The organism is Lignipirellula cremea (assembly GCF_056501455.1).
Genome location: NZ_CM151415.1, coordinates 5,884,033 through 5,906,257, shown reverse-complemented (window position 1 = coordinate 5,906,257; position 22,225 = coordinate 5,884,033). Strand labels below are relative to the sequence as shown.

At 66.4% G+C, this 22,225-nt stretch carries 13 protein-coding genes; 12 read left to right on the top strand and 1 reads right to left on the bottom strand.

All coding sequences use genetic code 11. The annotated features are described in order from the left end of the window. The first annotated feature begins 54 nt into the window (after positions 1-54). On the top strand, positions 55-1,245 hold the full coding sequence (locus tag SH602x_RS23200) for a Gfo/Idh/MocA family protein (RefSeq protein WP_479470745.1): 1,191 nt from the start codon (positions 55-57) through the stop codon (positions 1,243-1,245). Between the two features lie 121 nt (positions 1,246-1,366). On the opposite strand, the gene SH602x_RS23195 is transcribed toward SH602x_RS23200, so the two are convergent. Beyond that, on the bottom strand, positions 1,367-1,654 hold the full coding sequence (locus SH602x_RS23195) for a hypothetical protein (protein WP_479474536.1): 288 nt from the start codon (positions 1,652-1,654) through the stop codon (positions 1,367-1,369). 496 nt (positions 1,655-2,150) lie between these two features. Between SH602x_RS23195 and SH602x_RS23190 the strand changes: the two genes are divergently transcribed. From SH602x_RS23190 to SH602x_RS23140, 11 genes are all read left to right on the top strand, one after another. Next, entirely contained in the window at positions 2,151-3,209 is a 1,059-nt protein-coding gene (locus SH602x_RS23190; RefSeq protein ID WP_479470747.1) for an AAA family ATPase, read from the top strand. Beyond that, positions 3,178-4,113, top strand: a complete 936-nt coding sequence (locus SH602x_RS23185) for a DUF58 domain-containing protein (RefSeq protein ID WP_479470748.1) — start codon at positions 3,178-3,180, stop codon at positions 4,111-4,113. The genes SH602x_RS23190 and SH602x_RS23185 overlap by 32 nt, the downstream gene beginning before the upstream one ends. A 143-nt stretch (positions 4,114-4,256) precedes the next feature. After that, on the top strand, positions 4,257-6,734 hold the full coding sequence (locus SH602x_RS23180) for a BatA domain-containing protein (RefSeq protein ID WP_479474535.1): 2,478 nt from the start codon (positions 4,257-4,259) through the stop codon (positions 6,732-6,734). Then, positions 6,731-9,700, top strand: a complete 2,970-nt coding sequence (locus SH602x_RS23175; RefSeq protein ID WP_479474534.1) for a hypothetical protein — start codon at positions 6,731-6,733, stop codon at positions 9,698-9,700. The genes SH602x_RS23180 and SH602x_RS23175 overlap by 4 nt, the downstream gene beginning before the upstream one ends. Positions 9,701-9,921: 221 nt before the next feature. Beyond that, the gene (locus SH602x_RS23170; protein WP_479474533.1) at positions 9,922-12,366 is read left to right on the top strand and encodes a hypothetical protein; all 2,445 of its coding nucleotides are present in this window, start codon (positions 9,922-9,924) and stop codon (positions 12,364-12,366) included. 356 nt (positions 12,367-12,722) lie between these two features. After that, complete coding sequence (locus SH602x_RS23165; RefSeq protein WP_479474532.1) at positions 12,723-14,903, top strand: ICP22 family protein; 2,181 nt, start codon at positions 12,723-12,725, stop codon at positions 14,901-14,903. 43 nt (positions 14,904-14,946) lie between these two features. Next, complete coding sequence (locus tag SH602x_RS23160) at positions 14,947-15,984, top strand: hypothetical protein (protein ID WP_479474531.1); 1,038 nt, start codon at positions 14,947-14,949, stop codon at positions 15,982-15,984. Positions 15,985-16,084: 100 nt separating this feature from the next. After that, on the top strand, positions 16,085-17,377 hold the full coding sequence (locus SH602x_RS23155; protein WP_479474530.1) for an NPCBM/NEW2 domain-containing protein: 1,293 nt from the start codon (positions 16,085-16,087) through the stop codon (positions 17,375-17,377). 2 nt (positions 17,378-17,379) lie between these two features. Further along, the gene (locus SH602x_RS23150) at positions 17,380-19,173 is read left to right on the top strand and encodes a S1C family serine protease (RefSeq protein WP_479474529.1); all 1,794 of its coding nucleotides are present in this window, start codon (positions 17,380-17,382) and stop codon (positions 19,171-19,173) included. Further along, complete coding sequence (locus tag SH602x_RS23145; protein ID WP_479474528.1) at positions 19,170-20,216, top strand: S1C family serine protease; 1,047 nt, start codon at positions 19,170-19,172, stop codon at positions 20,214-20,216. Before SH602x_RS23150 ends, SH602x_RS23145 begins: the two co-directional genes overlap by 4 nt. A gap of 32 nt (positions 20,217-20,248) precedes the next feature. Next, positions 20,249-22,216, top strand: coding sequence for a PDZ domain-containing protein (locus tag SH602x_RS23140; protein ID WP_479474527.1), 1,968 nt, complete (start codon positions 20,249-20,251; stop codon positions 22,214-22,216). Positions 22,217-22,225 lie beyond the last annotated feature (9 nt).

Genomic DNA, 22,225 nt, shown 5'->3' with positions numbered 1-22,225 from the left:
GCTGACCGCGCCCGCTGCGCTGGCCGAGCCGACTTCTCCCCCGAAAGGCGACCGATGACGACGAACGGCGATCTCAACCGCAAGCTGCGGATGGCTCTGGTCGGCGGAGGGCAGGGGTCCTTCATCGGACGCGTCCACTGCACCGCCGCCGTTCTCGATAACCGGGCCGCGCTGGTCGCCGGGGCGCTCTCGTCGAACCCGGAGCGGTCCAAGGCCTCGGCGCCCGATTACGACATCCCGCAGGATCGGGCGTACGGGTCGATCGACGATCTGATCGAGAAGGAATCGAAGCTGCCCGAGTCGCAGCGGATCGACTTCGTCTCCGTCGCGACGCCGAATCACACGCACTTCGACATCGCGGCCAAGGCGGCGAATGCCGGCTTCAACGTCATCTGCGACAAGCCCATGACGTTCGACCTGGCCCAGGCGGAAGAGCTGCGAAAGATCGTGCAGAAGACGGGCGTCGTCTTCGCCGTCTCGCATAACTACACGGGCTATCCGCTGGTTCGCCAGGCGCGGGAGATGATCCTGGCTGGCGAACTGGGCGAGATCAACGCGATCCGCTCGAACTACATCCAGGGCTGGCTGCGAACGAAGCTGGAAGACTCCGACCAGAAGCAGGCTTCCTGGCGCACCGATCCGAGCAAGAGCGGCGCGGCCGGCTGCTGGGGCGACATCGCCACGCACGCCTACAACCTGGGGCGGTACATGACCGGCTTGCTCCCGAACGAGGTGAGCTGCTGCCTGAAGACGTTCGTCGAAGGTCGCAAGCTGGACGACTACGGCAACGCCCTGATTCGCATGGAGAACGGCGCCGCGATGACGGTGATCGCCTCCCAGATCAGCCACGGTCGCGAGAACGATCTGTCGATCGAGATCGACGGCACGAAGGGCGCCCTGCAGTGGCGTCAGGAAGATCCGAACCAGATGATCTTCCGCCAGAACGGGGAAGCCCATCGCATCTACACCCGCGGGTCGGGTTATCTCGGCAGCATGGCTCAGATGAGCACGCGGCTGCCGACGGGTCATCCGGAGGCGTTCTTCGAAGCCTTCGCGAACGTCTACCGCGCAGCCTACGACGCGATGACCGATCGCGCGACGGGCAAGAAGTTCGAGACCGTCGACACGCTGTATCCCAACGTCCACGACGGCGTCGAGGGGATGTACTTCATCCAGCAGTGCGTCGCCAGCAGCCAGGGCAACGGCGACTGGACGCCCCTCAAGCACGAGGCGGCGCGGCGGTAGACTTTCGAGTCTCTAACGATCTAATTCTGAGCGGGGGACGAAAGTCCCCCGAGGTTCCTGGCGCTGCGAGTGGTTCAGGCTCGGGGGATTCACATCCCCCGCTCAGGAACCTGCGATCGTTTTACGTCGACTTGACGGCGTCGCTGCCCAGAGCCCGATTTGCGTGCGATGCGGGCAGGTTCTGCAGGCCGTGCGTGATCCGCGGCGGCTGTGCCGGCTGGGGAGCGGCGACCAGGCGGAAGCGCTCGCAGCGATGGCCTCGTTTCTCCCAGTTCGACCACGCGGCATGGATCGGTTCGTCCGTGCGATGGTCGGTGAGGAACGCGGCGATCGCCTGATCTCGCGAAGTCCTGACGGTCCGTTCGTCGATGGCTCCGCTGTCGTCGATGGTGGCCCAAACGTAGGTCATGGCTCGGCTCGCTTTCCTCCCCGCGTACCGGAGAAACATCTAGGCGATCGATCCTATCGCTCCTCCGTCGGAAGTAAACGCGAGAAATCGAGTGGCCCTTCGAAAAGCGTGAAATACTTTGCGTACGAAGGGCCTGGGACGACGTCGCAGGCGTGGTCGATTAAGCTCCCATAAGGTTTCCTTTAAAGGGGCGTGATCGTCCGGCGAGGTCGGCCAGTCGACGGCTTACGGATTTCCCCTCTCCTGCAGAGCTTCCTTAGAACCCGTCGCTCGCGCCGCGACACCAAGTTTCGACGCGGCTCGTTCTGCGTACGTACCGTCATCGAGCGGCGGACGCCCTGATTCATGCGGTCGAGGTCGGCGCCCCCGGCGGCGAGAAGGTAGGCTGGGGGCGACACGCTCGTTACTGATTGCCGTCGAATCGCTTCGTGATCGACGATCGTTACGCGTCGCCTGGCGAAGCCGGGTTCGACGCTCCACCTAGCGGAGCTGCATCGTGGAGCAATCCTCGTCCGACCCGGCCATCGCCGAGGACGCCGTCCGTAAATTAAGCGACGCTCGCAAGGTCATCCGCGAGCAGCTTTCGCAGGTGATCGTCGGACAGGAGCAGGTGATCGAGGAGCTCCTCATCTCGCTTTTCAGTCGCGGTCACTGCCTGCTCGAAGGGGTGCCGGGACTCGCCAAGACGCTGATGATCAGCACCCTGGCGCGGTCGCTGAACCTGAACTTCAGTCGCATCCAGTTCACGCCCGACCTGATGCCGGCGGACATCACCGGCGTCGAGATCATGGAGGAGAACCGCTCGACCGGCGCCCGGGAACGGCGCTTTCTCGAGGGGCCGCTCTTCTCGAACATCGTCCTGGCCGACGAAATCAACCGCACGCCGCCCAAGACGCAGGCTGCGCTCCTGGAAGCCATGCAGGAGCGGACCGTCACCGTCGGGCGCGTGCGGCATCAACTGGCCGACCCGTTCTTCGTCCTGGCGACGCAAAACCCGATCGAACAGGAAGGAACCTACCCGCTGCCCGAGGCGCAGCAGGACCGGTTCATGTTCAAGGTCTACGTCGATTACCCGTCGTTCGTCGAAGAGTTCGAGATCGCCCGCCGGACGACGGCGTTGCAGACCGATAACATCCGCGCGGCGCTGACGGCCGAAGAGATCATCGAACTGCAGAAGATCGTGCGTCAGGTGCCGGTCGGCGATCACGTGATTCGCTACGCCCTCGCGCTCGTGCGTCAGACACGCGTGAAGGGCGCCGGCGTGCCGGAGTTCGTCCGCGATATGGTCTCCTGGGGCGCAGGTCCGCGAAGCGTGCAGTACCTGATCCTGGGCGGGAAGGCCCGGGCCCTGCTGTACGGTCGCACGCACGTTTCGGTCGAGGACATTCAGGCGCTCGCCAAGCCCGTGCTGCGTCACCGCATCGTGGTCAACTTCGCCGCCGAGAGCGACGGCATCACGACCGACGATGTGGTCGATCGCCTGATCCGCGAAACTCCCGCCCGCGAAGACGAACTGACGCGCGATGCCCGATTCCAAGCGATTTTTGCATCCTGAGGCGATCAAGCGGATCTCCCGGATGGAGCTGCGCGCCCGCCACGTGGTGGAGGGCTTTCTCTCCGGGATGCACCGCAGTCCGTACTTCGGACAGTCGATCGAATTCGCTCAGCATCGCGAGTACGTCCAGGGCGACGACCTGCGGCACATCGACTGGAAAGTCTGGGCCCGGCAGGACCGGCTCTACGTCAAGCAGTACGAAGAGGATACGAACCTCCGCTGCACGATCCTGCTCGACGGCTCGGGCAGCATGCAGTACGGCGGCGGCGCGGGCGACGCCAGCGGATCGACCGGCGCCGAGCGGATGAACAAGTACGAGTACGCCTGCACGGCCGCGGCCTGCCTGGCGTATCTCGCGCTTCGGCAGCAGGACTCCGTCGGCTGCATCCTGTTCGACGAGAAGGTCCGCGTCACCGTCCCGGGCCGGAGCAAACACAACCACATCCTGTCGATCGTCGACGCCTTCGACCGCAACAAACCGAGCGACAAGACGGACCTCTATCCGATTCTTCGCACGGTGACGGAACAGACGGCCCGTCGCGGGTTGATGATCCTCCTGTCGGACCTGTTCGGCGACCCGGCCCAGACGCTTCGGGGCCTGCGGCTGCTGAGGCAGCGCGGGCACGACGTGATGGTCCTGCATGTCCTCGACGACGACGAGCTCGACTTTCCGTTCAACGGCCCGACGAAGTTCGAGGGGCTCGAAACGCCCGACTCGCTCACCTGCAATCCGAGAGCGTTGCGGGAGGGGTATCTCAAGGCGATGGAAGAGTTCCTCCTGGAGGTCCGCCGGGGCTGCGCGAAGAGCATGATCGACTACCGCCAGGTCCGCACGAGCGACCCGCTCGACGCGATCCTGGCCGCGTACCTGAGCGCCCGGCTCGGGATGCATGGGAAGAATTGACGAGGTGATTAACGGACTCTGTAGGGTGGGTCATTGACCCACCTGTCCCTTCGGTACGCACGCTCAAGAAAAGGTGGGTCAATGACCCACTCTACGAAGACTTCGAGCGTTTCTAGCTTTCGCCAAACTCGCCGCCGCCTTTCATGCTGCCCACCTTTCTCTTCCCGGCGCTCGCGTTCTTCGGAGCGGCGCTGATCCTGCTTCCGCCGTTGATCCACCTGATCAACATGTTGCGGCACAAGCGGGTGAAGTGGGCGGCGATGGACTTCCTGATGAAGTCCAACAAGCGCAACCGCAACTACATCTGGCTCAAGCAGTTCCTGCTGCTTCTCGCCCGGATGGCGGCGATCCTGCTCATCGTCCTCATGCTGGCCGGCGTCGGCTGCACGAACCGCCTGATGGCCTTCCTCGCGGGGGCGCCGACGCACCACTACCTGCTCGTCGACGACAGCTACTCGATGGCGGACGAGGGAGGCGGCGGCGTCGCGTTCGAACGGGCGAAGGAGGCCGCAGTGCGCATCGCGCAGCGGGCCGGTCGCCTGGAAGGACGCCACGATGTGACGCTGATCCGGCTCTCCGCCGCGGACCTCGCGCTGCGGCAGGAAGCGGCCCGCCTGAAGTCGCCTTCCGATACAGCGGATGCCTCCGCCGCGGCTCCCGAAGGGGAAGCGCCCGATGCAGGGGCTTCGGCGAACGTTCCCGCTCCGCCGACCATTCCGCTCGAAGAAGAGGATCCGACGGCCGCGCTCGAGGCGGTCGACTTCGCCTTCGAACCCGCGCGGCAGCAGGCGTCGATGGTGGCGTCGACGCTGAACGAACTTCGCAGCAGCGAACTGGCGCCCGGTCCGATCGCCGGTCTCCGAGCGCTGCGGCAACTGGTGAGCGTCAATCCGGAAGACCGGCACGTCGTCTACGTCTTCTCCGACTTTCGCGAGAAGGACTGGGGATCGCCGGTCGAACTCGCGGAGACCGTGGCCGATCTGCCGCGCGATCGCACCGAGTTTCAGTTCGTGAAGTGCGCGGCAGAGGACCGAGGCAACCTCGGCATCGTCAGCCTGGTCCCCGAGCGCAACACGGTCGCCGCCGGCGTGCCGTTCTTCGTGCAGGTTCGCGTCCGCAATTACGGGGCGGAACCCGCGCGGGACGTGCAGGTGAAGATGCGGACCAAGTTCTTCGATCCTTCGCAGGAGACGCCGGGCGCGATCGAGACCCTCGCTCCCGAAGTCGAATCGCTCCCTGCCGAGCGGATCGCGGAAATCCGTCCGGGCGAGACGGCTTCCCTGCGGATTCAGGCTTACTTCCCGCTGCCGGGGCGGCACGTCGTGGAGGTCAGCTTGCCCGAGGACGTGATCCCTGCCGACAATGTCCGCTTCGCGTCGATCGACGTGCCGGAAGGCGAACGGGCGCTGCTCGTGGACGGCGGATCGGAACGCGAAGACGCCTACTTCCTGCAGGCGCTGTTTCAGCCCAACTTCGGCCTGGGCGTCACGTCGGGCCGGGCGCGTACCGGCATTCAGCCCGACGCCAAGCCGCTGACGTACCTGCGCGACGTCCCGGCGGAGGAGCTTGCCGGCTACCACACGCTGTTCCTGCTCGACGTGCCGCGGCTGGAAGAGAAGGCGCTGGAGAACGTCAAGGCGTTCGTCGCCGGCGGCGGAGGGCTGGCCATCTTCGTCGGTCCGCATACCGACGTCGGCTGGTACGCCTCGACGTTCTATGACGGCGGCGAGGGACTCTTCCCCCTTCCTGTCGCGGGGCAGGGGACGCTCGGCCGCGCGGACGAAAACGAACCCTCCGACGTGCAGCCGCTCGATCATCCGGTGTTCGAGCCCTTTTCGGGCGAACGGAGCGGTCTCGTCGGTCTCGTCCAGGTGAAGACGTTCCTTCGTCCGATCGAGGGCTGGCGTCCCGAGGAAGGTTCTTCCACGGTGATCGCCGCGCGCCTTCGCGACGGCAGCCCGCTGGTCGTGGAGAAGCGTTACGGCGAGGGTCGCGTCTTGGCCTTCCTCACCACCGTCGCGCCGGACTGGAACAACTGGGCCCGCGATCCGAGCTTCGTCGTCACCGCGCTGATGACGCAGTCGTATCTCGCCTCGGGTCGACGTCGCGTCGAGCCGTTCACCGTCGGCTATCCGTTCGCGACGACGTACGACGCGACGGTCTATCTGCCGGAGGCGGAAATCGTTCTTCCGACGGAGGACGAGAAGATCCGCATCGCGCTGCCGCGAGCGGGCGTTCCCGATCCCCAGGCGGAGACCTATCGCACCGTGACGGTCGGGACCGACGATCAGGGCGAACTGACGCAGGAGACGAGTCGCGCCGGCGTCTACGAAGTCTGGCTCACCTCCAAGACGGGCGCCGTCAGCGTCCGGCGCTTCGCCGTCAACGTCGATCCTGACGAAGGAGCGACCGCACTCGCCGGAGCGCCTGCGCTGGCGACGCCGCTGGCCGGGAACGCTCCTCGCGCGATCGCCTGGGACGAGGTCGTGGCCGAGACCGCGGAACGACCTGCGTCGCACTGGAGCCAGTGGATTCTGCTCGGGCTGATCCTGCTGCTGCTCGCGGAGCAGGCGCTCGCCTATTCAGCCAGTTATCACCCCGCCCGCGGAGCCGTTCGATGACGAATCTCTCCGCGATGTCATCCGTCGTTTCGGACGGTTCAGCCGTGCATAGCTTCTCCGACCGCCTCGGGGGACTCACGTCCCCCGCTCGCCAGGGAGTCTCGCTCGACTTCGCCCACGGTCTGCTGGCGCAGGTCGACCTGCCGCCGACCTACCGGTTTCTGCCTTTCGTGGACCTGGGGGAGTGGTGGCGGATTCTGCTGCTCCTGGCGGGTTCGGTTCTGCTCGTCGCGTGGGTGGTCTACCTCTACGTTCGCGACAGTCGGGAGCTGCCTGCGGGGACGAGCGTCGCGCTGTTGTCGCTGCGGATCCTGGCGTTCGCGGGGCTGCTCATGTTCTTTCTGAACCTGGAGCGCCGCATCGAACAGAAGCTGGTCAAGAACTCCCGCGCGCTGCTGGTCCTCGATACGTCGCTCTCGATGGGCCTCCGCGACGATGAAGCTTCGGGCTCGACCGGTCCCAGCCGCATGCAGAAGGTCGTGTTCGAGCTGGCGCAGGGCGATCTGGTCAGCGAACTCAGGCAGAAGCACGACGTCGTCGCCTACCGCTTCGACGAAGCGTCGCAGCCCCTCGAGATCGCCACGCTGCCGAAGGTCGCCGTCGCCGAAGAATCGGACGCCGCCTGGCAACGCGTGATGGGTCAGCAGAAGGATCACGCGCGGTTCTTCGCCATCCTCGGCGGAGCGGGCCTCGTCGTGGCGATCCTCGCGATCGTCGGCGCGATCGTCCTGCGGTACGCCGCGGGCGGGGGCATCGCTTCCTGGGCGCTGGCCGCGGGAGCGCCGCTGACGATCCTCGCGCTCGCCTGCTTCATGGTCGCCCACCTGATGACGCCGGAGTACCCGCTGCTCGATCGGCTCGGCCTGCGCGGTCCGCTGGAATCGTTCGGCGTCCTCGAGTCGCCGGTCGCCGACGCGGACGATCCGGCAGAGAACGCGGACGCGACGAGCGACGGCGGGGCCGACGAAGGCTCGGGCGCCGTCTCCGACGCGGACCAACTCGCGGCGCTCGACTGGGAGAAGGAGCTTTATCCCCGCGGCGCCAAGACGCGCATCGGCGACGCGCTGCGGTATCTGGTCTCGCGCGAGCGGGGCGGCCCCGTCGCCGGCATCGTCCTGGTCACCGACGGCGGTCAGAACACGGGCATCGATCCGACGCTGTCGCTGGCCGCGGCGAAGAACGCCAAGATTCCGATCTTCGCCGTCGGCATGGGTTCCACGAAGCGGCCGATCAACGTCCGCGTCGACGATCTGGAGATTCCCGAGCGGGTCTATCCCGGCGACGACTTCGCCGCGCGGGCGGTCATCCGCGGCTTCGGCATGGACGGAAAATCGCTGGCCGTGCGACTCTATTCGCGACCTGCCGAGGCAGGCGAGCAGGCCGAAACGCTCATCGACGAACAGAACGTCTCGGTCGCCCCGGAAGGTCAGGAGACGGCCGTTCGCTTCGAACTCGAACCGCCCGAACCGGGGAAGTACGTCTACCGCGTCAGCGTCGAAGCGCCCGAGCAGGACGTCGATTCGAAGGACGACTTCCGCGCCGCGAACGTCGAGGTCGTCGAGCGCAGCAACTACGTGCTGCTGCTCGCGGGCGGACCGATGCGGGAGTACCAGTTTCTGCGGAACCTGCTCTTCCGCGACGAGGATACGCAGGTCGACGTGCTGTTGCAGAGCGGTCAGCCCGGCATGTCGCAGGAGTCCGACGAACTGCTGTTCGAATTTCCGAAGACCGAAGAGGAACTGTTCGAGTACGACTGCATCGTCGCCTTCGATCCCGACTGGTCGCAGTTGACCGCCGAGCAGTTGCAGATGCTCGAAAAGTGGGTCGCCGAAGAAGCGGGCGGCCTGATCGTCGTGGCCGGGCCCGTCTATACGCCGCAGTGGACCCGCCGCGGTCGCGGCGACGCGATGGACGTCGTCAAGGATCTCTATCCGGTTTCGTTCTTCGAGCGGGGCGCCGCGACGATCCGCATCGGTCGCTTCGGCGGCGAGAAGCCCTTCCCGATGGAGTTCACTCGCGAAGGCCGCGAGGCCCAGTTCCTCTGGATGGCCGATTCGTCGGTCGAGAACGAAGCCACCTGGGCCGGCTTCGAGGGGGTCTACGGCTACTACGCGGTCAAGGATCCGAAGCGCGGCGCGCAGGTCTACGCCCGGTTCTCCGATCCGGAGACCGAGATCGACGGCGAACTGCCGATCTACATGGCGAGCCAGTTCTACGGATCGGGGCGGGTCTTCTTCCAGGCCTCCGGCGAAATGTGGCGCATGCGGGCCGAAGGGGAACAGTACTTCGACCGGTACTACACCAAGCTTATCCGCTGGGCTTCGCAAGGACGGCTGCTGCGCGGATCGAAGCGGGGACTCCTGCTGGTCGACAAGGAACGGGCGCTGCTGGGAGATACCATCGTCGTCACCGGCATCCTGGCCGACGAACAGCGCCGCCCGTTGCCCGACGCCGAAGTGCAGGCGACCCTCAGGTTGCCCGACGGCAGCTCGATGCCGCTGACGCTGCGGAAGTCGCAGGGCGCCGCGCGCGAGGGCATGTTCACGGGGCAGTTCGCGGCGACGCTGGACGGCGATTATCTGATCGCGGTGCAGCCGCCCGGCGCGCTGGCCGACGAAGTCCTGATGCAGGACGTCAAGGTTCGCGTGCCCGATCTCGAAATCGAGCGACCGCTGCGAAACGACGCGCTGCTGGGCGAACTGGCCGAGGCGTCGGGCGGAGCGTACTACGTCGGTCTCGAATCGGCGACCGCGCCGGCTGCAGCGACGGCGACGACGAACGTATCCGATAAGACGACTTCCACCTCGACGCTCGCCGCGGCGTTGCTTCCGCAGGATCAGGAGACTTTCCTGCAGGGGCTGCCCGATCGCGACTTCCAGCAGACGTACGCGGGGTGGCTGTTGTTCCTGATCTGCACGGCACTCTGTTTCGAATGGACCATTCGCCGGCTCCACCGGCTGGCTTAGCGTTTACCCTTCGTAGGGTGGGTCATTGACCCACCCTTATCGAGCACGTTCTACGACGACGAACGACGATCGCGGCGCCGCTACCTTCCGGCGTTCTCGAAAACGGCAAGCTCGATCCACGGTGGGTCAATGACCCACCCTACGAAAGAGCGACACGACCAGAAGAACGACGCGACGAACCGATGTGCGGACCTTCGCGTCCGATCCGATAGAAAGCAGACATGGCGACCGCTGAGGCGCATCCCGTTCCTCCTGAAATCCGGCGTACGCTGGCCGCGCTGCGCAGCCGGATCCGGGCGTACGTCTGGATCGACGGATTGCTGCGCGTCGCGATCTGGGTCGTCGCCGCCTTCTTCGCCGCGCTGGCGCTGGACTATCTCCCCGTGCTGGCGGGCGCGACGGAGATGCCTCGCGTCGCCCGCGCGGCGCTCCTGGCGATCCTGATTCTCGGCGCGATCTACTTCTTCGTCCGCTACGTGCTCCGCAGGGCGTTCGCGAAGCTTTCCGACGTCAGCATGGCCGTGCTGCTCGAACGGAAATTCGGCGGCTTCCACGACAGCCTGATCACTTCGGTCGAGCTCGATCCCGATCGCGCGCGGGAAGTGCAGTACCGCGAAGACCTGCTCGACCGGACCCGCGAACAGGCGGTCGCGGCCTTGCACGATGCGCCGGTCGGCAAGACGCTCGCCAGGAAGCCGCTGATCTGGAAGGGCCTCGTCGCCTTCGCGCTCGTCACGGTCTTCGTCGTGTTCGCGATTCTCTTTCCGAGCGCCGCGTTGCTGGGGGCGCAGCGGATCTTCCTGCTCAGCTCGCAGGACTGGCCCCGCAGCGCGCACGTCGAAATCGTCGGCGTCGAGCCGGTCCGCGACGGGAACGAAAGCGCGGCCCAGGCGGCGTCGCAACTCGTCGCGCCGATCGAGGGCGTCGTGCCCTTCGTCGACGACCGGGTGAAGATCGCCAAGGGGCAGAGCCTCCGCCTGCTGGTCAGAGCGGACGCGAACAAGCCCGTAGTGCCCGATCGCTGCGCCATTCGTTACTGGACCGAGGACGGCTCGGGCGGACGCGTCTACATGCGGAAGGTCGGCTCCCCCAGCGACGGCTGGCAGAGCTATTCGTACGACCTGGAACCGTTCAAGGGCATCCTCAGCACGTTCAGCTTCGCCGTGATCGGCTTCGACCATCGGCTGGCCGAGCGAACGGTCGAGGTCGTCGAGGCGCCCGCCATCGTCGAGGCCCAGTTCGCCTGCGTCTTCCCGGAATATATGGTCGACCGGGCGAACTCGATTCGACTGCCGCGAACGCAGCGTTACTCCCCCGGCATGCAGCTTCCTGAAGGGACGCAGATTCGTTTCCTCGGGACGGCGAACAAGCCGCTCCAGCGGATCTTCCTCCGCGTCGGCGCCGAGGGGGAGACGCGAACGCTGAACGTGGACGGAAACTCCTTCACGGTCGATCTCGGCACGCTCGCGACTGATCTCGACATGGAGATCGTGCTGGAGGACGCCGACCAGGTGACCAGCGACGCGGCGGAGCGCTTCTTCGTCGGCGCGGTCGTCGACGAGGCGCCGCAGATTCTGGTGCAGCGGCAGGGGATCGGCTCCGCGGTCACGCCCGACGTGAACTTTCCCGTAGCCGGCACGATCGCCGACGACTACGGCGTCGCGAAGGCGTGGTACGAAGTGCAGGTCGGCGAAGCCGACGCCCAGACCTATCCGCTGCCGCTGAAGGGCGCCGAAGTGACGGACGCCCTGGACTTCCGCGACCTCCGCGGACGGACCGAGGGGACGCTGCGCCTGGCGCCCGGCGACCGACTGTCGCTGATCGTGAAGGCCGAGGATCGCTTCGATCTGAACGGCGATCCGGCCCATGTCGGCCTGGGCGATCGACACGAACTGGACGTCGTCACGGCGGAGGAACTGTTGCGGCGGCTGGAGGTCGAGGAGGCCTCCTACCGCCGACTGCTCGAACAGACGATCGAGGAACTGACGCTCACCCGCGAGTCGCTCGTGCGGGTGAAGTTCGACGGCCTGGGGGGTTCGAGCGCTGGCGCCGAACCGGGAGACGCTGCCGCTTCCGAGCCTGGCGACGACGGGACGCTCGATGTCACGGCCGACGTTCCGGAAGGCGCCGAGGGAGCGACCGCCGATACGGGCGCCGAGCCGGGCGACGCGGAAGCCGAACTGGGCGAGACGTCGGAGGAGCGGATCCGGACGCTGCGGCATCTCCGCGTGCAGCAGGCCGTGCTCCAGTCGCAGAAGTCGGCTGGCGAAACGCTGGGAACGGCCTACGCCTTTCGCCAGATTCGCGAACAGATCGTCAACAACCGCATCGATTCGGAGGACCGCAAGGCCCGGCTGGAAAACGAGATCGCCGTTCCGCTGGAGCGCGTCGGGAACGACCTCTTCCCCGCCTTCGAGCAGTCGCTGACCGATCTCGACAAGGCGCTCGACGACGCCGAGCGGGGCGTGCCGCAGACGGATTTCGCCATCGCCGAACTCGATCGGACGATTCTGGAACTCGACGCCGTCCTGCAGAAGCTGATCAAGTTCGAGACGTACAACGAACTGCTCGACATCGTCCGCTCGATCCTGGACGACCAGAAGAGCGTGCTCGAACGGACGCAGAAGGAACGCGAGAACGAGGCCTTCGACTCGCTGCTGGATTAGCGGGCTGCTGCTGCGGGGGGGGTGAACGTCCGATCGGTCCCTGCTGCCTGTCGCCGGCTTTTCAGGCGATCGGCGCCTAAACGGTCGGCTATAGTGGACTGGCGGGTCGCCCGTCCGCGGTCTTCTCCGGAACCTTCCGGACGAAATTGCCGTCTTACGGAAGGCTGAGAAGGGGCGGCGGCAGGCGTGCCACGGATCGGGAATCGCCGATTTCGACGATGCGAAGCCTGCTCTGTCCGCGTCAGGCTGATGACGGAACTCTGCCGGCGGCATGAACTTTCCGCTCGTTCTGGCGCACCGATAGCCGTCGCTTCACGAACCTGGGAAACGGTTCCGACGAACCGCAGGAGTCCGGCATGGCGTCTGTTCGATCCGACTCGCTGCTGCACGCGACCGCGCTGGCGTTTGCGCTGTTCGCGGGCGCTCTTTGCTTGCCGGGCCGCGTGATCGCTCAGGAACAGCCGGCGCCCGGCGCGGAGCTGCCTGCCGATTTGATCGTGGACGATTCAGCTGCTGGAGCAGCCGCGCCGGAAACGCCCGCCGCTCCGAATGCGCCGGGAGGCGAAGTCGCTCCTGCCGGCGATCAGCCCCCGCTGGCCGTCGCTCAGGGTCGCATCGCGGACAAGTACGAACGACTCGAAGATCTGATGATGCGGCTGGCCGAGATCGAAGGCCAGTCGAACCCCCGTCGCGCGGCGCTACTGCAACAGGCCGTGCTGCAATCTCGCGACAAGGTCACGCTCGGCCAGATGCGGCGGATCTCCGAGTGGCTTCAGGCGGGCGAGCTTCGCCGGGCGCAAGACGGTCAGACCGCGACGTCGAAGGATCTCGAGTCGCTGCTGGAACTGCTCCTGTCCGAGAACCGGCCCGACCGGCTGAAGTCGGAACAGGATCGGGTCAAGGAATATATCAAGGAACTCGAACGGCTCATCCGCATCCAGTCCGGCATCAAGGGCCAGACCCAGGGTGGCGTCGAGGCCGAACGGCTGGCCCAGTTGCAGGAAGGCGCGGCCGAGCGAACCGGCGCGCTCGACGACAAGATCGCCGCCGACGAAGGTCAGGAAGAGAAAGCATCCGAAGCCGAAGGATCCGAAGGCGAGGCAGGCGAGCCGAAGGAGGAGGGCGCGGGCGAAGGCGACCCCAAGGAAGGCACGCCGGGCGACGCGATGCCCACGGAAGGCGAGCCCAGCGAAGGGATGCCTTCGGAAGGGGAACCATCCGAGGGGATGCCTCAGGAAGGTATGCCGTCCGAAGGCTCGAAGCCCGGCGAGGGGATGCCGTCCGAGGGTATGCCGAGCGAAGGCGAACCCAAGGAAGGCATGCCAGGAGAGGGCTCGAAACCGGGCGAGGGTTCCAAGCCGGGCGAAGAAGGCTCGAAACCGGGCGAAGGCGCCAAGCCGGGCGAAGAGACGAAGCCGCGAGAGACTCCCCCGTCGGGCGAACAGCCGAAGCCGGGCGAAGCCGAAGGGATGCCTGCCGAAGCGTCCGACAAGCCCAGCGAGGGGATGCCGTCGGAGGGGATGCCCAGCGAATCGATGCCGAGCGAAGGCATGCCGAGCGAGGGAATGCCTTCGGAAGGGAAGCCGTCGGAGGGCAAGCCTTCGGAAGGCAAGCCGTCGCAGGGGCAACCTTCGGAGGGGGGCGAGGGCGAAGGGTCGGAGAGCGAATCTTCTCCGCCGCCTCCGGGACAGGAACCGCAGGATCAGAACCCGGCTCGCAAGCGGCTCAAGGCGGCCGAGCAGAAGATGCGCGAGGCCAAGCTGAAGCTGGAGAAGGCGAAACGCGAACAGGCGATCGTCGACCAGGAAGAGGCCGAGGCCGAACTTCGTCAGGCCAAGGCCGACCTCGAAGAGATCCTTCGCCAGCTTCGCGAAGAAGAGGTCGAGCGGACGCTGGCCATGCTCGAAACGCGTTTCGTGAAGATGCTCGAGATGCAGATCAAGGTCTACGAAGACACTCGCCGCGTCGATCGCATTCCTGCCGCGCAGCGCGGACCCGAGGTCGAGATTCAGACGGGCCGCATGGCCTTCGATCAGCGGAAGATCGTCGTCGAAGCCGACCAGACGCTCAATCTGCTCCGCGAAGAAGGGTCGTCGATCGCGTTCCCGGAATCGGTCGAGCAGATGCGGGAGGACATGACGCAGATCGCCGAGCGTCTCGCCGCGGCCAAAGCCGACAAGATCACGATCGCCGTCGAGGAAGACGTGATCGCGGCGCTGGAAGACATGATCGACGCGGTTCGGCAGGCGATCAAAGACGCCGAAGAGGGCAAGCAGCCCCCTCCGCCTCCGGGTCAGCCGGGCGAGCAGGGGGATCAGCCGCTGGTCGACAAGATCGCCGAACTGAAGATGATCCGGAACCTGCAAGTGCGGGTGAACCAGCGGACCGACCGGTACGCCCGGCTGCTCGACGACGCCGACGACGCGGTCGGTCAGGCGACGGACGACGAACTGCTCGACGCGCTCAAGAAGCTCTCCGCCCGCGAGCGACAGATTCAGGAAATCACGCGCGATATCGTGATGGGGCTCAATCAGTAACGACGGTCGCGCCGACTCGTATCGGCGATTCGAGGAACATCCGATGAACCGCTCGCGTTCGCTCCCGTCGATCTTCGTCGCCGCGTTATCGATCGTCGCCGTCCCCGCCTTCGGGGCCGATTCGCTTGCGAAGCAGGCGACGTGGCGGGCGCCGACTAGCGACGAAGCGCGCGCCGCGGTGCAGGCGGTCGTCGACGAACATGTCAGTACGACCGGCCCGCTGGACGAAGCGACGGTCGCGAAACTCGACGCCATGTGGGCCGAACCGGAAACCGATTCGGCGCAGTTGCTTTACCGGACGGTCGCTTCGTTCGCCGCGTTCCTTCCCGAAGCGCAGGAGGTCGTCGACGTCTGCGCTCGCCCCTACGACTTCGCCGCCGTGCCGCAGTTCGCCGCGCTCGACGATCCCCGGCCGTCCGTCCGGGACAATCTGCGGCTTTACTTCGGCGTCTGGCTGGTGCAGAACCGCCTGTTCGAGGAAGGCCTGGTCGCACTGGAAGGGCTCCAGGCGCCGGACGTCGTCGACCCGGCGTCGCTCTTCTTCCACCGGGCGGTCGCGCAGCACCGGCTCATCGCGAAGGAGGAGTGTCTGGCTTCGCTGGAGACGCTGCTCGAGAACGAATCGTCCATCTCGGGACGCTACCGCACGGTCGCGAAGCTGATGCAGGCGGACCTCGCGCCGCTGGAGCCCGATTCGCTCGACGAGATCGCCCGGATCATGCGCAACGTCCAGGGGCGGCTCGATCGGGGACGCGCCGGCAAACGCGTTCGCGACGAAGAAGGCGAGATCGTCGACAAGCTCGATAAGATGATCGAGGAACTCGAACAACAACAGCAGCAGCAACAGGCCGGGTCTCAAGGCGGCGCGAACCCGAGTTCGCCGATGCAGGACAGCATGCCCGGCGGCGGCAGCGGCCCGGGCGACGTCGATCCGAAGGCGCTCGACCCCTCCGGCGCCTGGGGGAATCTGCCCGAGAAGGAGCGCGAAGACGCGCTGCAGGATCTTTCCCGCGATCTGCCTGCGCATTATCGCGAGGTGATCGAGGAGTACTTTCGCAAGCTCGCCCGCGACGAACGCTGACGTACGATAGGCTGGTAGGGCGGGCGCCCCGCCTGACGGAACAGTTCGAGCCGCTACGAGCGGCAGGCGAGGCGCCTGCCCTACAAGAAGCGTAATCCGCATGATCGCTCCCCTCCTCGCCGCCTTGCTCGCTCTCGCCGCGCCCGGCGACGCTTCTTCCGCCGCATCGCGGGGGGAAGTCGAGGCTCGTCCGCTCGCTGGTCCGGCCGTCGTCGGCAAGCTCCAGGCGATCGACGAACGGGGCTTCCGGATCGCATCGCCGGACGGGGAGCAGGTTCTTTCCTTCGATCAGGCCCTCTCCGTTCGCCGCCGGTCGATCGTGCCGACGTCGACAGGCGACGCGCTGATCGCGGTGGAGTTGATCGACGGTTCCCGGATTCAGGCGAGGGAGTTCGTCGCCAGCGGCGGTCAGGCCGAACTCCGTCTGGCCGGCGGCGCCCAGATGCAGACGCTGGTCCGTTCGATCGCCTCGGTCCGCTTCCTGAGCGATCTGCCGCCTGACCTGGAAACCCGCTGGGGCGAAATCCTCGCCGGCGAACGGGCAGGCGATTTGGTCGTCGTGCGGAAGACGGCGAAGGTGGCCGACGAGCAAGGGAACGAACGCGACGTCGTCTCGCTCGATTACTTCGAGGGGGTGCTAGGCGACGTGAAGCCCGACGCCGTGAGCTTCACGTTTTCGGAGCGAACGGTCGACGTGAAACGCGACCGGATCGCAGGCCTCTCGTGGTATCAGCCGGCGGGACGCGAACTGCCCAAGACGCTTTGCATGCTGGAGACCGTCTCCGGCAATAAGCTCGCGCTGCAGGCGGCGAAATCGGACGGGAACCGCCTGTCGGTGAAGCTCGTCTCGGGCGCCGAATTCGAGATGCCGCTCGCCGACGCGGCCGGCTTCGACTTTTCCGGCGGCAAGATTCTCTACCTGAGCGACCTCAAGCCCGAGTCGACGAATTACGTTCCCTACTTCCTGACGGATACCGCCGGCGCGAGCGGCCTGGCCGCGCTGCATCAGAACGAAGCGGCTCGCTTTCGTCCGCGGACCGATCGGTCGATCGCTTCGCCGGAGATTCGTCTGTTCGGCGAGTCGTTCTCCAAGGGGATCGTCGCCCGCAGCCGGACCGAGATCCTCTATCGCCTCCCCGCGCGTTACCGCCGCCTGCAGGCGACCGTGGGCGTCGACGATTCCGCCCGCAACCGGTTTTCGAACGTGCGCCTGACCGTGGAAGACGACGACGCGGTCCTCTTCGACGGGACGTTCACCGGGCAGGATACGGAGCCGCTGCGGCTGGATCTGGACGTGACGGGCGCCAGGCGGCTCAAATTCACGATCGACTACGGCGACAAGAGCGACGCCGGCGATCATCTCGCCCTCGGCGATCTTCGAGTTCTGGAATGACGATGGATCGATTCGCCCGTCCGGCACGGTTTTTCCTTGCGATCGTCGGGGCGGCGCTTTCGTTCGCGTCCGTCGCGAGCGTGCTCCCTCCCGCGTCGGCTCAGGCTCCGTCGGAGGATCTGCAGGTCGCGCTTGCCGCGGAAGAGGCTCGCGTCGCCGCCGTCGCCAAGGCGATGCAGAGCACGGTGATGGTCTTCGAGCCGAGCGGCAAGGGCGGCGGTTCCGGAGTCCTCGTCACGGCCGACGGCTACGCGCTGACGAACTTCCACGTCGTCAAGCCGTGCGGCGAGTTCATGAAGTGCGGACTCTCGGACGGTCGCATCTATGACGCCGTGATCGTGGGACTCGATCCGGTCGGCGACGTGGCGATGATCAAACTGTTCGGTCGCGACGACTTCGTCCCGGCCGAGCGGGCCGACAGCGATCAGGTCCGCGTGGGCGACTGGTGCTTCGCGATCGGCAATCCGTTCCTGCTGGCCACCGACCTGCAGCCGACGCTCAGCTACGGCATCGTCTCGGGCACGCATCGTTATCAGTACCCGGCAGGGACGCTGCTGGAGTACGCCGACTGCATCCAGACCGACGCCGCGATCAATCCGGGCAACTCGGGCGGTCCGCTGTTCGACGCGCAGGGGCGTCTGATCGGCGTGAACGGGCGCGGCTCGTTCGAGAAGCGGGGACGCGTCAACGTCGGCGTCGGCTACGCCATCTCGATGAACCAGATCGAGAAGTTCATGGGCGGCCTGATGAGCGGGCGGATCCTCGATCACGCGACGCTCGGCGCCACCGTGAGCGCCTCCGACGACGGTCGCGTCGTGGTGACGAACATCCTGGAATCCTCCGACGCCTTTCGCCGCGGCCTGCGTTACGGCGACGAAATCGTCTCCTTCGGCGGACGCTCGATCACTTCGCCCAATGCGCTTAAGAACGTCCTGGGGATCTACCCGCGCGGCTGGAGCGCTCCGCTGTCGTATCGTCGCGACGGCACGCGATTCGACGTTCGCGTGAAGCTGGCCGGGGTGCACGATCCGACGGAACTGCTCGCCAAGGTTCAGGGCGCTCCTGCGGAAGCGCCTCCCGAAGGAAAGCTGCCCCAGGGCGAACCGGACAAGCCGGGTCACGATCCGGACGACGACATGCACGTTCACGGCGTCGCGCCGCCGCCCGAGGTGATCGCGACCTACGAGGACCGCTTCGGATACGCCAACTACTACTTCAACCGCATGCACCAGGCGCGGCTGGCGGAAGCCCTCGCGCGGCAGTTCCCGCAAGGTGCGGACGGAGCGATCTGGACGCTGACCGGCCAGATGGAAGGGCAGGGCGATTTCCGTATGACTCTCGACGATCAGGCGGTCGCTCTGACCCTGCCTGCCGGCGAGACGAAGATCGACCTGACCCAGCCGCTCGAAGCGCAACTCGGTCCGGAAGGATCGGGCGGGCTCGGTCTCGCGCTGGCGATGACGCGGCGGCTGGCGACCGAGGGGCCGGCGAAGTTCGGCGACCTGCGCTATGAAGGGACGGCGCCTGACCCGTCGGGAACCGTCGTCGCCGACGTGCTGGTCGGGACGTACGACGTGCTGGAAGCGTGGTTCTACTTTCATCCCGAATCGGGGCAGTTGATCGCCGCCGAGGTTTATCCCGACGCCGGCGTCGATCCCTGCACGCTGCTCTTCGCACAGCCTCAGGAAGCGGCGGGGCGGCTGCTGCCGACGCTTCTGGAAGTTCGCCACGGCGACCAGGTCTTCGGCCAGTTCCGCATCGGCTCGTTCACGTTCTCAGGCAGGGAGGCGTCATGACGACCCGTTCGATGATCTCCCGCTCCTTCGGGCGGCGCTGGCTCTGCCAGTGTTGTCTCGTGTTTTCGGCGTTAACGTCCTTGGCATCGACGGCTCAGGCCCAGTCCCTGGCGGACGTCGTGAACGAGGTGCAGCCGAAGATCGTGAAGATCTACGGGGCAGGGGGCTTCGCGGGGCTGGAACCCTATCAGAGCGGCTTCCTGATCTCGGGCGAGGGGCATGTCCTGACCGTCTTCAGCTACGTGCTCGACACCGAGCCCGTCGGCGTGACGCTCGATGACGGGCGGCGCTTCGACGCGACGCTCGTCGGTCACGATCCGCGGCTCGACCTGGCTGTGCTGAAGATCGACGCCCAAGACCTGCCGCACTTCAACCTCGACGCGACCGCCAGCCTGGAAGCGGGCGACCGCGTGCTGGCGTTCAGCAACCTGTTCGAGATCGCGTACGGGGAAGAAAAGGCCTCCGTGCTGCACGGCGTGGTCGCCGCGAAGTCCCCCCTGACCGCGCGTCGCGGAGCGTTCAAGACGACCTACCGCGGACCGGCCTATATCCTCGACGCGATGACGAACAACCCCGGCGCGTTCGGCGGGGCGGTGACCGATCATCAGGGACGTCTGGTCGGACTGATCGGCAAGGAGCTTCGCGATTCGCGGACGAACGCCTGGCTCAACTACGCTCTGCCGATGGAAGAACTTCTCGCCTCGATCGACGCCGTTCGTCAGGGGAAACTGGCGCCTCGCGACGATCTGGAAACCGCGACCGCGCCGGTCGACCCGGTCACGCTGGAGTCGACGGGGCTGAGCCTGATCACCGACGTGCTTGACAAGACGCCCCCCTTCGTGGGCTTCGTCCGGTTCGATTCGCCCGCCGCGAAAGCGGGCGTCCGGCCCGACGATCTGGTGCTGTTCGTCAACGGTCAGATCGTGCCGTCGGTCGAGCAGTTCCTGCTGGAGATCGCCCAGACGGACAAGGCCGACGGACTGGAACTGACGCTGCAGCGCGACGAAGAACTCGTCGAAGCGAAGCTGGACTTCGACGAATGAGCCTTCCTGTGACGAACCGCCGGACTTGCCGCATGCGCTGCGCTTTCGCCTGCTTCGCCCTTCTCTTCGGCGCCTGTGCCTTCGCCTTGCCTTTCGCCGCGTGCGACTCCGTCGCGCGGGGACAGCAGATCGGCGAAGCCGAACAGCGGGCGTTCAAGGACGCGGCCCGCGCGGCCGCGCCCTTCACGGTCCGCATCGACACGGTCGGCGGACTCGACCGGATCGGGGAGACGCTCCTCCCGATCGGCCCTTTCACCGGGACGATCGTTTCGCCGGACGGGTTCGTCATCTCGGCCACGTACAACTTTCTGAGCGAGCCGCAGGCCATTCTGGCCACGCTGCCCGACGGACGCAGGGCGCCGGCGAAGATCGTCGCTCGCGACGAAGCGCGGATGCTCACGCTGCTCAAGGTGGAGACCGACTCCCCGCTGCCGATTCCGGCCGCTGTGCCGCGATCGGAGATGCGGCCCGGACAGTGGACGATCGCGCTGGGGCGTGCCTACGAAGGCGATCTGCCGAACATTTCCGTCGGCGTGCTCAGCGCCTCGAACCGCATCTGGGGCCGGGCGATCCAGACCGACGCGAAGATCTCCCCCGTCAACTACGGCGGACCGCTCGTCGACGTTCGGGGACAGGTTTTGGGAATCCTCGTTCCGCTGTCGCCGGAGGGGGCGGAGCCGCTGGCGGGCAGCGACTGGTACGACTCCGGCATCGGTTTCGCCGTGCCGCTGGAGGACGTCTTCGCGCAGCTCGATCGGCTCAAGACGGGCGAGAACCTGAAGCCCGGCGTGATGGGGATCGCGATCAAGGGGCAGGACATCTACTCGACCGCGGTGGAACTTGCCGCCGTGCCGCCGGGCGGTCCCGCGGCGCGTGCCGGCATCAAAGCCGGGGATCGTGTCGTCGAGGCCGCGGGTCAACCGATCGTCCGCCAGGCCCAACTGAAGCATGTCCTCGGCGCGCTCTACGCGGGTCAGTCCGTGAACGTCGTCGTCGAACGGGAGGGGCAACGCCTGGCCTTCGACGTTCCGCTGGTCGACGCGATCGAGCCCTACGCCTTCGCGTCGATCGGCGCGTTGCCTGATAAACAGGGGCCGACGACTGACGATGCCGAAGGGGTGACGCTGCGTCACGTCTTCGCCGAATCGCCTGCGGAACAGGCCGGCCTGAAGGCGGGCGACCGCATCACGCGCATCGGCGAGACGGCGGTCGCTTCGCTCGCCGATCTCTACGCCGCGCTCTTGCCGCTGCAGCCGGGCGCGGAGATCGAAATCGGCTATGCACGGGGCGCCGCGAATCCGACCGCGAAGATCGTTCTGGCGGAACTGAATGCATCGGCGGCGGAAGAGCTGGCCCCGCTGAATCGTTCGGCGAACGCTCCGCAGGACGGCATCTCCCGCGGGTGGGTGGACGCCAAGCTGCCCGAGGATCCGCACGTCTGCGGGGCGATCGTGCCAGAGGATTACGACCCGGCGATTCCGCACGGGTTGCTGGTGGTCTTCGGACCTCCGGGCGCCGTCGACGCGAACGCCGCCCAGCAGGCATGGGGCGCCTTCGCACGGGAACGCGACTTCGTCGTCCTCTTCCCGCAGTCGCAGGACGAGAAGGAGTGGAAACCGAACGAGGTCGAGGTGCTCCGAAAGCTGGTCGATCAGGCCGTGCAGAACTACTCGATCGACCGTTCGCGCATCGCCCTGTTCGGACAGGGACCGGGCGGCGCGATGGCCTTCCTGTTCACGGCCGCCCATCGCGATCTGCCGCGGGGGCTGGTCGTCGTCGACGCCGTCGCTCCGCCCCGCACGCCCCGGCTGGAGACCGATCCCGTGAACCGGCTCTCCATCCTGCTGCTCCGCTCCGCGACAGGATCTGGCGACGAGGCGCTGGTCGACGGGATGCAGAAGAACTTCGAAGCGCTGCAGAAGCTGAAGTTCCCGATCCTGCTCGAGGAAGAGGATCGCGCACTGACCGAACGCTGGCTCGACGCGGTGGATCGGTTCTGAGATCCAGGT

Coding starts and splice junctions, on each gene's coding strand:
- SH602x_RS23155 (WP_479474530.1), top strand. CDS start 16,085: ATGATCGCTCCCCTCCTCGCCGCCTTGCTCGCTCTCGCCGCGCCCGGC.
- SH602x_RS23180 (WP_479474535.1), top strand. CDS start 4,257: ATGCTGCCCACCTTTCTCTTCCCGGCGCTCGCGTTCTTCGGAGCGGCG.
- SH602x_RS23165 (WP_479474532.1), top strand. CDS start 12,723: ATGGCGTCTGTTCGATCCGACTCGCTGCTGCACGCGACCGCGCTGGCG.
- SH602x_RS23200 (WP_479470745.1), top strand. CDS start 55: ATGACGACGAACGGCGATCTCAACCGCAAGCTGCGGATGGCTCTGGTC.
- SH602x_RS23195 (WP_479474536.1), bottom strand. CDS start 1,654: ATGACCTACGTTTGGGCCACCATCGACGACAGCGGAGCCATCGACGAA.
- SH602x_RS23150 (WP_479474529.1), top strand. CDS start 17,380: ATGGATCGATTCGCCCGTCCGGCACGGTTTTTCCTTGCGATCGTCGGG.
- SH602x_RS23140 (WP_479474527.1), top strand. CDS start 20,249: ATGCGCTGCGCTTTCGCCTGCTTCGCCCTTCTCTTCGGCGCCTGTGCC.
- SH602x_RS23170 (WP_479474533.1), top strand. CDS start 9,922: ATGGCGACCGCTGAGGCGCATCCCGTTCCTCCTGAAATCCGGCGTACG.
- SH602x_RS23175 (WP_479474534.1), top strand. CDS start 6,731: ATGACGAATCTCTCCGCGATGTCATCCGTCGTTTCGGACGGTTCAGCC.
- SH602x_RS23145 (WP_479474528.1), top strand. CDS start 19,170: ATGACGACCCGTTCGATGATCTCCCGCTCCTTCGGGCGGCGCTGGCTC.
- SH602x_RS23185 (WP_479470748.1), top strand. CDS start 3,178: ATGCCCGATTCCAAGCGATTTTTGCATCCTGAGGCGATCAAGCGGATC.
- SH602x_RS23160 (WP_479474531.1), top strand. CDS start 14,947: ATGAACCGCTCGCGTTCGCTCCCGTCGATCTTCGTCGCCGCGTTATCG.